This is a genomic window from Agrobacterium sp. GW821-FHT02D03, from assembly GCF_059421725.1.
Window position 1 is genome coordinate 492,514 of record NZ_JBWKVN010000002.1, and the last position, 13,868, is coordinate 506,381.

At 56.2% G+C, this 13,868-nt stretch carries 13 protein-coding genes, 1 tRNA gene and 1 pseudogene; 8 read left to right on the top strand and 7 right to left on the bottom strand.

Annotation, left to right across the window (positions count from 1 at the left end; all coding sequences use genetic code 11):
- Window positions 1–15: 15 nt before the first annotated feature.
- The 3 genes from AC07U5_RS15705 to xseA all read right to left on the bottom strand — a co-directional run bounded on the left by AC07U5_RS15705 (window position 16) and on the right by xseA (window position 2,810).
- Window positions 16–450: a GNAT family N-acetyltransferase gene (locus AC07U5_RS15705; RefSeq protein ID WP_494723566.1), complete on the bottom strand. Its 435-nt coding sequence runs from the start codon at window positions 448–450 to the stop codon at window positions 16–18.
- Window positions 450–1,082, bottom strand: coding sequence for a class I SAM-dependent methyltransferase (locus AC07U5_RS15710; RefSeq protein ID WP_494723567.1), 633 nt, complete (start codon window positions 1,080–1,082; stop codon window positions 450–452). The genes AC07U5_RS15705 and AC07U5_RS15710 overlap by 1 nt, the downstream gene beginning before the upstream one ends.
- A 126-nt stretch (window positions 1,083–1,208) precedes the next feature.
- Window positions 1,209–2,810, bottom strand: coding sequence for an exodeoxyribonuclease VII large subunit (gene xseA / locus AC07U5_RS15715; protein WP_494723568.1), 1,602 nt, complete (start codon window positions 2,808–2,810; stop codon window positions 1,209–1,211).
- Between the two features lie 184 nt (window positions 2,811–2,994).
- Here xseA and AC07U5_RS15720 point away from each other — a divergent pair, with 184 nt between their 5' ends.
- The 6 genes from AC07U5_RS15720 (at window position 2,995) to AC07U5_RS15745 (ending at window position 6,876) form a co-directional block, all read left to right on the top strand.
- Window positions 2,995–3,210: a hypothetical protein gene (locus tag AC07U5_RS15720; protein ID WP_112956966.1), complete on the top strand. Its 216-nt coding sequence runs from the start codon at window positions 2,995–2,997 to the stop codon at window positions 3,208–3,210.
- Window positions 3,211–3,274: 64 nt separating this feature from the next.
- Entirely contained in the window at window positions 3,275–3,640 is a 366-nt protein-coding gene (locus AC07U5_RS15725) for a hypothetical protein (RefSeq protein ID WP_494723569.1), read from the top strand.
- A gap of 180 nt (window positions 3,641–3,820) precedes the next feature.
- Entirely contained in the window at window positions 3,821–4,378 is a 558-nt protein-coding gene (locus tag AC07U5_RS15730) for an isochorismatase family protein (protein ID WP_494723570.1), read from the top strand.
- A complete protein-coding gene (locus AC07U5_RS15735) occupies window positions 4,378–5,370 on the top strand; it encodes a GlxA family transcriptional regulator (protein WP_494723571.1) in 993 nt (330 codons plus the stop codon). The genes AC07U5_RS15730 and AC07U5_RS15735 overlap by 1 nt, the downstream gene beginning before the upstream one ends.
- A gap of 103 nt (window positions 5,371–5,473) precedes the next feature.
- Window positions 5,474–6,424 carry an aldo/keto reductase gene (locus AC07U5_RS15740; RefSeq protein WP_494723572.1) on the top strand — a complete coding sequence of 317 codons (951 nt, stop codon included), beginning with the start codon at window positions 5,474–5,476 and terminating at the stop codon, window positions 6,422–6,424.
- A gap of 8 nt (window positions 6,425–6,432) precedes the next feature.
- Window positions 6,433–6,876, top strand: coding sequence for a GNAT family N-acetyltransferase (locus AC07U5_RS15745; RefSeq protein WP_494723573.1), 444 nt, complete (start codon window positions 6,433–6,435; stop codon window positions 6,874–6,876).
- Window positions 6,877–7,016: 140 nt separating this feature from the next.
- On the opposite strand, the gene AC07U5_RS15750 is transcribed toward AC07U5_RS15745, so the two are convergent.
- Entirely contained in the window at window positions 7,017–8,480 is a 1,464-nt protein-coding gene (locus AC07U5_RS15750) for a PAS domain-containing HWE histidine kinase family protein (protein ID WP_494723574.1), read from the bottom strand.
- Between the two features lie 500 nt (window positions 8,481–8,980).
- Between AC07U5_RS15750 and AC07U5_RS15755 the strand changes: the two genes are divergently transcribed.
- A tRNA-Ser gene (locus AC07U5_RS15755) sits at window positions 8,981–9,070 on the top strand.
- A 44-nt stretch (window positions 9,071–9,114) separates the two neighbouring features.
- Here AC07U5_RS15755 and AC07U5_RS15760 read toward each other — a convergent pair.
- Window positions 9,115–10,284 (bottom strand): annotated as a pseudogene (locus tag AC07U5_RS15760) (helix-turn-helix domain-containing protein).
- Between the two features lie 157 nt (window positions 10,285–10,441).
- Between AC07U5_RS15760 and AC07U5_RS15765 the strand changes: the two are divergent.
- The gene (locus AC07U5_RS15765) at window positions 10,442–11,017 is read left to right on the top strand and encodes a DUF6538 domain-containing protein (RefSeq protein ID WP_494723575.1); all 576 of its coding nucleotides are present in this window, start codon (window positions 10,442–10,444) and stop codon (window positions 11,015–11,017) included.
- Window positions 11,018–11,111: 94 nt separating this feature from the next.
- On the opposite strand, the gene AC07U5_RS15770 is transcribed toward AC07U5_RS15765, so the two are convergent.
- A protein-coding gene (locus tag AC07U5_RS15770) for an IS3 family transposase (RefSeq protein WP_113181014.1) occupies window positions 11,112–12,214 on the bottom strand; the annotation gives its coding sequence in 2 pieces (ribosomal slippage) (window positions 11,112–11,953 and window positions 11,953–12,214; 1,104 coding nt in all).
- A 187-nt stretch (window positions 12,215–12,401) separates the two neighbouring features.
- The gene (locus tag AC07U5_RS15775) at window positions 12,402–13,868 is read right to left on the bottom strand and encodes an aminotransferase class I/II-fold pyridoxal phosphate-dependent enzyme (protein WP_494723576.1); all 1,467 of its coding nucleotides are present in this window, start codon (window positions 13,866–13,868) and stop codon (window positions 12,402–12,404) included.

Below are 13,868 nucleotides of genomic sequence, written 5' to 3' on the forward strand. Positions count from 1 at the left end.
TTCGGGTAGGACCGTCTAGAGTCGCTTCTTCAGAAACTTCCGGGTACGGCCGATCGGAAAGTCTGGCAGCTCCCCGAACACCTCATAACCCTGGCGGCGATAAGCCTTTTCCGCCGCCGGGTTGAAGGTGTCGATCCAAGCGGAGTGACAACCACGCGCCCGTGCTTCCTCTTCCGCCGCCGTCAACATGCGGCCTGCCATCTGCTGGCCGCGGAGACGTTCGTGAACCCAGAGCCACTGCACGTAGAGCCAGCCCCAGGCCGTGTATCCATTGATGCCGGCAAGTAGCGCGCCGTCATCGCCACGAATGATCACCGCGAGCGGCACCCTGTCAGCGGAGCCCACATCAGCATCGTTGAATGCAGAAAGGTTAGCGCCGATTTCCGCAACATCGTCAGCGGCTGGGCTATCGGTGACTGTCAGATCGGATAGACCGCCGGAGCGCGTCATCAATGTGCGCGTCTCGGTTTCCAAAAGAGGAACAGTTTGTTTGCTGTTCGCCCACCATGGCTGTCGATGATTTTGAACTCGCTTACGAGCTCAAGGCCGTTCTCACGAAGAGTAGCTAAATAATAGTCCATGCTTCTGTACATGGCGACGTAACCGCTCGGATCATCCAGCAATAAATTTTGCGAATGAGACAGCGTGTCTCCCATGATGACAAAGGCATTATCCTGGGCAAAATTGGCAATTTGCCCAATAAGCGCGCGATACTTGTTGTCGTCGATAAGGCAGCTCGTCACGCCCATACACAAGATCACGTCGAAGCTTTGCGGGTTTTCTGGGATGGCGTCGACGTCTGCGAGATGAAAGTTCATTCGCGGCTCATGCGCAAAATCGGCTTTCGCTTTTTCCAGGAGACCTGGCGAAATATCATAGCCGCAAAGCTTTTCCACCTTGGGCAACATCATGGCAGTGTATTCGCCATTGCCACAACCGATATCAAGGCCGGATTTCATTGCCGGCAAGTGCTCGACGATCGCAGAGAGATAGTGGCGTTTCTTTTGATATAACTCAGGCAAAGCAAGGTGGGAATCGACGGACTTCTTCCAAAAAACCTCAGACTTTTCCTGATATTCCATCGCGCCCGCCCCCAAACCGAAGAATCACTTATATTTTAAGTGTATTCATAAAAACTGCTGCAAACAATTGTCGACATTGGCGCAAGAGTTCCCGCAGTGCGGACATGAAGACCCAGCCGCCCCTGATTAAAACAGACTGCCCTGGTTGCCGGGATCACTTGCTACAGGCTTGCTGAGCTTCTTTCGAACTTGGCCCGCTGATGTCTCAACCTGCCCTGGAGAGTCCCCGCCTGCAACAGCCGAGATCTGCCCATCGGCAAATTCCACCGAGATCATCGCGCCCGGAGCGATCGCCGCTGCGCGCGTCAAGGGCCGGTTCTCCTCATCGCGAATGACCGCGTAGCCGCGCTTCAAGACGTTTTTGTAGGAAAGCGATTGCAAGATGCGCTCATGTGCAGCGAGGCCGGATCTATTCTGCGCCATGCGATGAAGAACGGCTGTATCGGCACGTCGCACGCAAGCCAATAGTCGTTCTTTCTGCCGATCCAACTGGCCAGACAGGCGCATCGGCAGAGCGCGCAAGGATGAATCCGATGACGATACTCTGGACTTGGCCTGCAGCAGGCGTCTCTCGATCAATGCTTCTGCCCGCAGCATGCGTTCATTCACACGCTGGCGATGCTGGCGCAGGCCGTGGCCGAGAACATCCGGCCGCAATCCGGACGCGGTGCGCTCGAAGCTGCGGCGCTTGTTCATGGTGTTGAGCTCAAGCCCTCTGCCAAGCCCGACGGATACCTCATCGAACCGGCGGCGGGGAAGCGCCAGCAACTGGTCGAGCGAGGGGAGCGCGCGCACCAGCGCACGAAGTCCCTGGGCGCGATTATCCATATGCCGGCGCGTCGAACCAGATAGACGTGCCGCCAGACCGGCAAGCTGCGCTTCAAGATCGGCTCGAACCGGCACCGCCATTTCCGCAGCCCCTGTCGGCGTTGGCGCACGAACATCCGCGGCGTAATCGATCAAGGTCGTATCGGTTTCGTGGCCGACAGCCGAAATCAGCGGAATTGCGCTTTCCGCCGCCGCCCGCACGACGATCTCGTCATTGAAGCTCCACAGGTCCTCGAGGCTACCACCGCCACGCGCAACGATCAGCACATTTGGACGCGGAATATCGCCGCCCTGAGGCAGAGCGTTGAAGCCCCGTATGGCGTTCGCCACCTCTTCACCCGAACCCTCGCCCTGAACCTTGACGGGCCAAACCAGAACATGAACCGGAAAACGATCGGAAATCCGGTGAAGGATATCGCGGATGACGGCACCTGTCGGGGAGGTCACCACACCGATCACGTGCGGCATGTAGGGCAGCCGGCGCTTGCGCGCCTGATCGAACAGACCTTCCGCAGCAAGTTTTCGGCGACGCTCCTCCAGCAAGGCCATCAATGCGCCAGCGCCCGCGGGTTCCAGGCTTTCGATGACGATCTGATACTTCGATGATCCCGGGAAGGTCGTGATCTTTCCCGTTGCGATCACTTCCATGCCCTCTTCCGGGCGGAACTTCAGCTTGGAAAAGCTTCCCTTCCATATGACGGCATCGATGCGTGCGCGATCGTCCTTCAGCGAAAAATAGGCGTGACCGGATGTGTGCTGTCCGCGGTAGCCGGAAATCTCACCACGTACGCGCACCTGATCGAACGCAGTCTCCACCGTCCGCTTGATGGAACCGGACAGCTCGGAAACGGAAAATTCGGTGAGATTGCTCAGCGCTGGCTGACTGAAAATATCGCTCATACCCAATGGTAACCGATGCACCACGATTCGGGAACCGTAAGGACTTTGTGACAGTTTGAATAAAAACTGGCAGAATCGTTATACTGTGTTACATTCGATATCGTGAAGTGCATGCCATCGAGGAGACATCGCAGCTTTTGAGGAGAAGATGCCTTGTCTTGATTGCTTTGGGAGGAGCGGCATCATGGAATTTGTTCTGGGAATAGCCCTTGGCTTGAGTGCTGCGGCAACACGTTCGACCTTCGCTGTCGCGACGGTCGGCATCCTTGTGGTGGCAGTCTTTGCAGCTGCCGCGCTTATGGCGGCAAGCGGCGTTTCGATTCTGACGCTTTTGGCGACGTTGGTAGGGCTGAACATCGGTGTCGCCATGGCCTTCGTCGGAGCGTTCGCGCTTCGGTAAGCAAGCTGCTGACAACGCCCAATTGAGCACTTATGATCACGCCTGCTCATGATCGAGGTTTGGCGTGACATTTGCTCGTTTTATTTCTGTTCAGATCACGTGCATGGCACTTGATGCTTTCGTTACGTGGATGCTCCTGTCACAGATTGGCGTTCCGGTTCTGCTTGGAAAAACACTCAGCTCTCTCTTAGCCGCAGCTTTTGCCGTTCTCTACCTGCGGCGACCAAGAGTTATTGCGAGCACCAGCCGCTTCATCCTAACCAGCATCACTCTGATCTCGTTGCTCGTCAGCTACGGCATCTTCACCCTGCTATTGTTACGCAATCCTATGCTCCAGTGGCCGTTGGCCTTAATTGCCGCCTCCGTTGCAGCCCTGCTTCTATCCCTCATCGGCTACTGGCGCGCGCCTCGCTCAAGTCCCGAACGATGAAGCGACGTCCAAAGATGACGTGTAGCGCATCGAGAGTCTAACGTTCGCTTCTTCCTTCCGACGAGATTCCGGGGACCCGAGCAAGATGGCCCGATATGTCCTCTTTTCGTCCGATGAGCGCATTTCGGCTTTCTATCGCGGGCGTAAAACAGTATCCAGATGAACACTGGAGTTACAAAAATGTCCCACAACACTGCGCTTCTCGTTATCGACGTCCAGGAATCCTTCCGACACACACCCTACTTCGAAGAAAGCGGCCTGACGAAATTCATCGCAGCCCAACAGGCGTTGATCGATGGGGCAGAATCGGCAGGCATTCCCGTCGTGCAGATTTTCCACGTCGATGGAGACCGGGCCTTTTCGACCGAAAGCGGCTTTATTCGCACTTTCGAAGGAATCAGCATCAACCCAAACGTCACCTTCCAGAAGAACCGTCATTCGGCCTTCGTCGGAACCGGGCTTGACGTCTGGCTGACGCAGCGGGGGATCAACCGTCTGATCGTCTCCGGCATCCGCACCGAGCAATGCTGCGAGACCACAACGCGCCATGCCGCCGATCTCGGCTATGAGGTTGACTACGTGACCGAAGCCACGCTGACCTTCCCAATGACGCATGCCTCTGGCGAGGTCTTCTCGCCCGCCGACATTGCCAAGCGCACCGAACTCGTGCTTTCGGGACGGTTTGCGCGCATCGCAACCGTCGAAGATGCAATCGATGACATGAGGAAGGCTGACTGATGAGCCAAGAACCTGGCGACACGCCGCACGTCATTCCTGTTTTTGTAGTGCTGCCCCCGCAGACACTGCTGCTGGATGTTGCCGGGCCTCTGGAAGTGCTGCGCTATGCCAATGAACAACAGAGAAAAATCCGCTTCGATTGCCGCTACATCGCAGCGCAGCCAAACCAGACGACGACGATAGGACTTGGCCTTTGCGGGCTGGAGCCTCTGCCAGATGTGCTGCCCGCACATGCGATGATCCTGATCTCCGGAAGCTCATCTGTGGCCCCGCAGCAGCCGGAGGCCTCCAAGGAACGGCGCGCTCTCTCCGGCTGGCTGCGGAGAACAGTGAGGCCGGACACGACAATCGTCAGCATCTGCTCCGGCGCGTTGATTGCCGCAGAGGCCGGGCTGTTCGATGGCCACTCTTGCACCACGCACGCCCATTGCATCGCCGATCTCAAGCGTATTGCGCCACTTGCCCTGGTTCAGGAAAACAGGCTGTTCGTCGAGGATGGCAAACGCTTTTCAAGCGCTGGCATTTCCACGGGCATAGACCTCATTCTGCATCTCGTCTCGACCCTCGTCAGTCCAGAGGTCGCCGCCCGCATCGCGCAGATCATGGTGGTCTATCTGCGTCGCGCGACCCACGATCCACAAATTTCACCCTGGCTTTCGGGCCGAAACCACATTCACCCCTCCATTCATCGGGCCCAGGATGCCATCGTTGCAAATCCGGCAGAGGACTGGACGCTGGCGCGCCTCTCAGACATTGCCAATCTCAGCCAGCGACATCTGTCCCGGTTGTTTCGAGAGCAGACGGGGTTAAGCGTCGTGGACTATGTCAATCTGATCAGGGTGACCCTGGCGCGCGATATCATCTCCCAATCCAGGCTCGATATGGAGGCCGTGGCAGAACGCTCAGGCTTCGCCTCCGCGCGTCATCTGCGTCGCATCTGGCAGCAGCATCATGAAAAGCCACCGACGGCATTTCGAAACCTCTCCTCGTGACAGGCGTTTACCCTTTCGGCGAGATGATTGGATCACGGAAATTCAATAGTCATCGCCTGGCAGCACCGCTAAACCATTCGAGAGACAATTGAGGAGAAACTCCATGCAGAACCGAACGCTTGGCCGCATCGGCCTTTCCGTCGCGCCTATCGTCTTCGGTGGCAACGTCTTTGGCTGGACCGCAGACGAGAAGACCTCCTTTCAACTGCTGGACGCCTTCTTCGATGCCGGCTTCAATGCCATCGACACAGCGGATGTCTATTCGGCATGGGTACCCGGCCATCAGGGTGGAGAATCCGAAGCGATTATCGGCAAGTGGCTGAAGAGCGGCTCCGTGAAGCGTGACGACGCCGTCATCATCACCAAGGTCGGCTTTGACAATAATGAGCGCAAGACGGGGCTGAGCGCTGACTGGATTGCCAAGGCGGTCGACGACTCGCTGCGTCGACTGCAGACCGATTATATCGATCTCTATCTCGCCCATAAGCCGGATGATGCCGTGCCTCTTGAAGAAACGCTCGGCGCTTTTGCCCGGCTGAAAGAGGCTGGCAAGGTCAGAGCCATCGGCTGCTCGAACTACAATGCGCAGCAGCTTCAGGCCTCACTCGATGTCGCGGAAGCGACCGGGCTCGGACGTTTCGACGTTCTTCAGCCGGAATACAATCTCTATACCCGCGACAAGTTTGAAGGCCCGCTCGCGGACCTTTGCGCCCGCGAAGAAATAGGCGTCATCAATTACTACAGCCTCGCTGCCGGTTTCCTGACCGGCAAATACCGAACCAAGGCCGACACCGAGGGTGTTGCGCGCTCCTATCGCGTCGCCAATTATCTCGATCCGCGTGGGCTTGCCATCCTAGGCGCCATGGACGCGATCGCGGCTGAGACCGGTGCACGGCACGCCGATATTGCGCTGGCCTGGCTGTTGGCAAAACCATCTGTAACGGCCCCGATCGCCAGCGCCACCAGCCTTTCGCAGTTGGAGAGCTTCAAACGCGCGGTCAGTCTTCGCTTGAGCGACGAGATGATCCGGCTATTGGACGAAGCAGGAGCCTGACAGAGACAATGACACTGACGATCCGCGATGCCACCAGCAGTGACCGGGATGATTGGCTCCGTTTGTGGAAGGCGTACCTGGCCTTCTACAAGGTCGATCTAGCAGACGACGTGACCGACCATACCTGGGAACGATTGCTGGACCCGGTATCGCGGCTATCAGTGCGACTTGCCGTTCTGGACGGCGCGGTCGCCGGCTTCGCCATCCACCATTTTCATGAATCCACCTGGGCCAAGACGCCGGACTGTTATCTTGAAGATCTCTTCGTCGATGGCACCATCCGCGGCAAAGGCATCGGCCGCGCCCTCATCGAGGATCTCATCCGCATCTGCCACGAAAACGGATGGTCGCGCCTCTATTGGCATACGGATGAAGGCAATCATCCCGCCCAGGCGCTCTATGACAGCTACGTCAAGAGCGACGGTCATATCCGCTATCGGCTGAAGTTCTGAAGCATGTCGCGCAAAAGTGTGCAGCGGTTTTGCGATAACGACATGCGGCAAAACAAGGACCTAGAGCGAAGGAGCGAATCTGAAAGATCGCGACGGGCTTTAGAGCGCTCCCGCAGAGGCTTGCCGGCCTCTGGCGGCGCTCAGTGATCTTGCTGGAATGCGCGCAGATCAGCCACGACGTTGCACTGCAGACCGCTCGGCTCATAACGAACCGTGACCTTGCTGTTCGAGACCCCGGACACCCCGGCCTTGATCAATCGTGAGCCAGCGCCCTCGCGGTCCGGTTGGCAGACAGGCGGACCGCTCTTTTCCTGCCACGTAAATTCGAAGGTCTCCCGGTTCTCGCCAACAACCTGCCAGGAAATCTCGATCTTGCCAGTCGGCGTCGAGAGCGCTCCATACTTCACGGCATTTGTGGCAAGCTCATGGAGAATAAGGGAAAGCGACAGCGCCGGGCGAGAGCCGACATGGATTTCCGGCCCGTCCACAACGAAGCGGGGCTCGCTCGGGTCATCATGCACCGCCAGCATCTGCCCGACGAGATTGCGGACCGTGGAGGAACCTAGCCCTCCCTGGATCACCGTATCGTGGGCGCGGCTCAAGATATTGATGCGCTCGGCGAGCGTCTGCCGCGCCACATTCATATCCGGTGCAGATCGCAATGTTTGCGATGCGATGGCCTGAACCATGGCCAACTGGTTCTTCAGGCGATGCCCAAGTTCATGCGCCACCAGTTCCTTGTGCCGCTCTTCGGCCAGGCGCTCGGTCACATCCTGCGCCTGAACCAGGATGCCGAAGATCTCGCCCACGGCATCACGCATCGGCTGATAGACCAGATCGATCGACCGGTCCTGCTTTTCACCGCCCGGCCCGCGGTTCAGCTCGATCGACTGGCCTTTTGCAACAAAGGGTTTACCCGTCCTGTAGACCTCATCGATCTTCTCGATATGCCCCTGCTGCGCCACTTCCGAAAGCGCCTCGGCGATTGGCTTGCCTATGATCTCGCGCCCGGCACCGATGATGGAATAGCATTCCTCATTGGCGAACTCGAAGATGTGGTCGGGACCAATCAATGTGGCGATGCCACCAGGGGAGAGTTCGAAGACCTGCCGCAGGCGCTCCTGCTGCAGCTTCTGCTCACGGCGCATCAGCACCTCGCCGGTGATTTCCGAGCACGCGCAGAACATGCCGAGCACCGTCCCCGAGTGATCGCGAACCGGCGTATAGGAAAAGGCAAAATGCGTTTCCTCCGGATAGCCCTTGCGGTGCATGGTAAACTCGATGTCGTCCATCGAGGTGCCTTGGCCAGCATAGGCGGCACTGATGATCGGCTCGACCTTGTCCCAGATGTCAAACCAGAGATCCTGAAAAGGCTTGCCAAAGGCGTCCGGATGACGGTTGCCGCACATGAGCGAATAGCCGTCATTATAAAGGGTGATCTGCTGCGGCCCCCAAACCATCAGCATCGGCTGAAGCGAGCCAAGCATGACGTTGACAAGAACTTTCAGCTCGACGGGCCATGCATCCTTTGGCCCAAGGGGATTGTTGTCCCAATCAAACTCCCGAAAGATCCGCCCGCATTCACCACCGCTGACATAGTGCAAAGACATCCCCTTGGAGCAAGCGTATCAAGGCAGCATCGTTCCCGAACACGCCAACCGCAACTATAAAATCCGAGTACCAAAATTCTAGGTGGTCCCGACGAAAGTCAGCGTTGCCTCTGGCGGCAGCGACCACTCCATGCCGTGACCTCATTCAAATCAGAGGCACAATAGCCGAATACAAATGAACGTGCCAGAGAGCCCGTAGATAGGCAAAGCGTCGCAGGCTGCGTGAATTTCCGACACTGTGTTTGAGCGCCCTTGGAGGCGCTTATTAAAACTGTCTTGAAGAGACATGGCCACGCGCGAACGTTCTTTTGCTCGCGGTCAAAACTTTGGAATAAAGAGACTTGCCGAACTCCAGGAATCCTTAGCCGGCGCGATATCGAAACCCTGCCTATTCCCAGGATCGCAATTCGCGTGGTTTTCAAGACAAAACAGAATTTTACGCTTGCATGGCGCCATGGCTGTGGCTATGAACGGCCCGCTTACCACAGCGCGCCGGAGAGGTGGCAGAGTGGTCGAATGCACCGCACTCGAAATGCGGCATACCTGCAAGGGTATCGTGGGTTCGAATCCCACCCTCTCCGCCATAAATAACGTTGTCCGAACCGAAGACATAGGTAACAGTTTGTACCTAAGACATAGGTGACAATCTCGTGCCGAACGGATTGTCGATGGTTTGCAGCGTTCTCTGTTCCAGGTCGATGTATCCTAGATCATAATGCATGAAGCTGACGAGCCAAATGCCATTTCCACTTACTTTAATTCCAGTTTCTATCCGGCCAGCACGGTCGATATGTTGATCTTCTTGCGATAGAGGCAGGTGCGTCCACAATTCGTGAAGATGACGTCGCGATCATGGAAGGGATAACTCAATCTCGGCAGGCCCAGATAGGGCCGCAAGGAGACGTTGTAGAGATCGACAGACACTTTCATGTTGGCAGCCTCATACAGTCTCTCGCCATTGAATTCGCTGACGAATGCATCGAAGCACCTGTTGCTGAAGAAGGTTACGTTCGGGCGGTCTCGTTGCCTCCTTCTTCAATGTCAGATGCATACGCTCATGCCGCCCGTCCTGCTGAGTCGTTCGATCGCAATCCCAAGCCTGAGCCAGAAGACCGACAGCTTCGACAGATTGTAAAGCCCGTTTGGTGAAGCAAACGGCAGCCCATTGTCCGAGCGTATCGCCTGAGGCAGGCCATGCTCGGCAAACAGGCGGCGGAAGGCTTCGATCACGGCCTGCTGCGGGTCGATTCGAAGGCTTCGCAGGCCAATAGATAGCGAAATGCCAGATCGGTTACGGTCAAAGGGGAACAATGACGACCGTTTCCAAGCTTGAACGCGACCTTGAAGTCGGCGCACCACAGATCGTTTGCATTGACGCTTGCGACAGCGCGATGCCCATGGCCTTGTTTGCCCGGTTCCTCTTGCGGGCCTGGCGCACAAGGCCATGGCGGTCAAGCACCGCGTGCACGGCGCTGCTCGCCGGAATGCGGACGTCGCCGGCGAGCTTCTTCACCAGCAACTCGCGGATTTTGCGCGCACCCCAATGCGGCTTCTCCTTTTTGAGGCGCACGATCATGGCCTCGACGGGATCGGGAAGTTGGTTGGCGTAACGAACCGGACGCCGCGATCTGTCCGTCAGAGCTTCAAGCCCGTCGTCCTTGTAGCGATTGAATATCTTTTAGCCGGTCTTGCGTGATATGCCGAAGTCCCGACACACCTCGCTCATTCCTTTGCCCTCCAACAATCGGGCGACAAAGCGCAGACGTTCCTCCATAACCGAAGTCTCTCTCCACGGCATCAACACCTCCCGCAAAACGAAAAGTGTTACCCATGTCTCCGGTACAAAACGTCACCTATCTCTCAGGTCGGACATTTTAAAAATCCCGGATAATTAGGGTTTCGGCCCATTACCATTTGTTTTGTCGCCAACTGCTACACAACGCAGTATAGACGATATGGCAAAACCTCGTGGACTGGTCCTTCGCGGATGCATTTATTACTATCGGAAGCGCATTCCGAAAGACCTCGTGCTGCGTTATGGGAAGAAAGAGTTCCCAATTTCGCTTGAAACTGATGACTACCAAACAGCGGTAGGCCGGTGCCACGAGGAAGCAGCGAAGCTTGAAGCTGAGTTTTCGGCTATCCGAGTGCGGCGTGCTCTGTTCACATCACGGGTCCCTAGCAACGTGTCCGCCAGTGCGCTTGAAGTGAGCGAGAGAGAAGCGATTGCTATAGCAAGGGCAATCGTTACCCATCGGTTGGCTGGCCACGATGCCGCGATCGCTAGCGAGGCAAAACTTCCGACGAACGATGATCTGTCAGATCTGCGCAGAGAACTAAGCGGGGACATCGGGTGGCTGTTGGATATTAAAAATGAGGAAAGCAATCAGCAAGTACAGCTTTCCGCTAAGAGAGCTCTGGAGCAGTCTGGTCGCGCCATTGATGGGGGCGTCCAGTTAGACAAGCATTTCCTTCATTTCACACGACGTGCGCTGATCGCGGCTAGCCGTATTGAACTCTCTCGTCTCTAGAATGACTTCCGCGATGATCCAAAGGACGCACTGTTTGCCAACTGAACTGCTCCCAGACATTGGACCAGCGGAGGCTTGAGTTTTCCGGCTTCAGTCAGGGAGGCGGGCTGGTTACGCTTCCCGGATTCATCAGTGCGATCGGGACCTTGTTGCCGATCGCACCATGTGGCCGAACCTCATTGTAGTCTCTACGCCAATCCTCCATCTTTTCGCGGGCATCCGCAAGGGTCAGGAACCAATGTTGGTTCAGGCATTCTGCCCGGAAGCGGCCGTTGAATGCCTCGATGAATGCGTTATCGGTCGGTTTACCAGGGCGTGAGAAGTCCAGTGTGACGCCTTTCGCATAGGCCCAGAGATCGAGATCGCGGGATACGAACTCGGTGCCCTGATCGACTCGGATCGTCTTGGGATAGCCGACCTGACGGCATACCCGCTCGAGCGTTTGCACAACATCTTCACCGCGATAGCTGTGCCTTGGATCAAGCACCGGGACGTAGCGTGAGAAGGTATCCACCACGGTCAGAACGCGTAGCTTCTTGCCGGTGGCGAGCTGGTCGTGAACAAAGTCCATCGCCCAGATATCATTCGGCCCGACGGCCATTTGTCGATCCGCCCGCAGCTTGGCTTTCACCCGGCGTTTCGGTGTTTTGTTACGCAATTGCAGGCCCAAGTCCCTGTAAATGCGGTAGGTACGCTTGATATTGGTACCCCAACCCTCGCGCTCCAGCAGCACATGCACACGACGATACCCATAGCGGACACGGGTCTCGCAGATCTCACGGATACGACGCTCAAGACCGGCCTGATCGGCACGGCGGGAGATGTAGTGGTGGGTCGACCGATCGAAGTCCAGCGCCCCACAGGCACGCCGGATCGAGATCGCCCAGTCCTGGCACATGCCTTTCACCATCTCCCGCTTGCGAGCAGGCCTTAGAGCTTTCGGCGAATGACGTCCTGCAACATCTCGCGGTCCAACGTCAGATCCGCGACAATCTTCTTCAGCCGTGCATTCTCGTCCTCGAGCTGCTTCAGCTTCTTCATCTCCGGCGGCAACATGCCCGCGTATTTTTTCTTCCAGTTGAAATAGGTCGCCTGGCTGATCCCTGCCTTCCGGCAGATTTCCGCAACCGTAACGCCTTCATCACCCTGCTTTAAAATGAACGCCTTCTGTGCGTCCGAAAACTGCGATGCCTTCATCGTCTTCCGTTCCTTTCACAGCCAGGAAAAATGCACCGGAAAACTCTAGCCAAAAATGGTCCAGTTTGAAGGGTTCAGATCAGTTCAGATCAGGTTCAGATCACCTTGGCACCCCGCCAAACATCATGAAACGCACCCCTGTTTCGAATGGATCAGTATCGACGCACATAAAAAAATATTAACTTATTTAGACATTGAAGTGCCGCAACCGGTCAACAACTCGTCCAATTTGGTCTGGTGTCATATTTGAGCCAGAAGGAAGGCAGATGCCATGCTCGAATAAATCATCGGATGTTGACCGGTCCTCGTGACGAAAATACTCGCAGCTCGTGAACACAGGTTGTAAATGCATCGGCTTCCACACGGGCCGCGCCTCAATCAAATCTCCCGCAAGCGCAGCCATAACTTCAGATGTCTTCACGTGGGCGACACCGGAGGAAACTCGACAAACAGAAAGCCAGTGTGTGGAGTAACTCCAATCGGGTTCGGGCATCCAATGGAGCCATTCTATATCAGAGAGTTCGCTTCTGTAAATTTCAAATACCGCGCGACGAGCTGCGACACGGTCATGCAACACCGAAAGTTGGCCACGGCCTACACCAGCTAGAATGTTGCTCATTCGGTAGTTGTAGCCAATTGTAGAATGCTGGTAGTGGGGTGCGGGATCCCTGGCTTGAGTTGCTAGAAATCTCGCGCGATCGGCCAGCGCCTCGTCCTCGGTTACGAGCATGCCGCCGCCGGAGGTGGTGATTATTTTGTTACCATTGAATGAGTAGATACCGATCTTTCCAAAAGTGCCGGAAGCCTTGCCCTTATACATGGCGCCCAACGATTCAGCAGCGTCCTCAATGATCGGGACATCATATTTATCACAGAGCTCAATTAGAGGATCCATATCTGCGCTTTGGCCGTAAAGGGATACAATAATAACTGCCTTAGGTAGACGCTTTTTTCGTGCTGCATGCTCGAACGCCTTCTTTAGTGCGATCGGAGACATATTCCAGCTGTTAGGTTCGGAATCGATAAGCACCGGCTCGGCGCCCACGTAGACTATTGGGTTAACACTGGCTGCGAACGTCAAGGTAGAGCAGAAAACAACGTCCCGCGCGCTCACGCCCAGAAGAACTAGCGCTAAATGGATTGCGGCGGTCCCGGAACTTAGTGCTACCGCATGGCTCGATCCGACAGTTTTTGCCAATTCATCTTCAAAGGCATCGACGTTCGGACCTAGTGGCGCGATCCAGTTCGTCCGGAAAGCTTCGCCCACGAACTCAAGCTCAGCGCTTCCCATGTGTGGTGTGGAAAGTAAGATTTGCTCGTCGATTTGTGCGCGTGCGACTAAGTCAACAACCCGGTTATTGGAGTCCACAACTGGTAGATGGTTGATTGCATGTTCACGCATTAGGTTTAAAGCGCTTCTGCGCGTGAAGCCGGGGGCAAGAACGACCGGATCCCCTGTCGGCAAGATGGAGAGGTCCTCCTCCAGTTGGGCACCATTCAAAATCAAGCGGCGCAAATCGCCATCTGTAATGGTTCTCTCAAAGTCGCCGCGGTCGTTATGGAGGAGGAGTATGCCCTGTCCCGTGCGGTCTAGCAGAGCCAATGCGTCGCGCAGAGTCGCCGAACGAGCTATATTGATTTCTAACGAATGCAC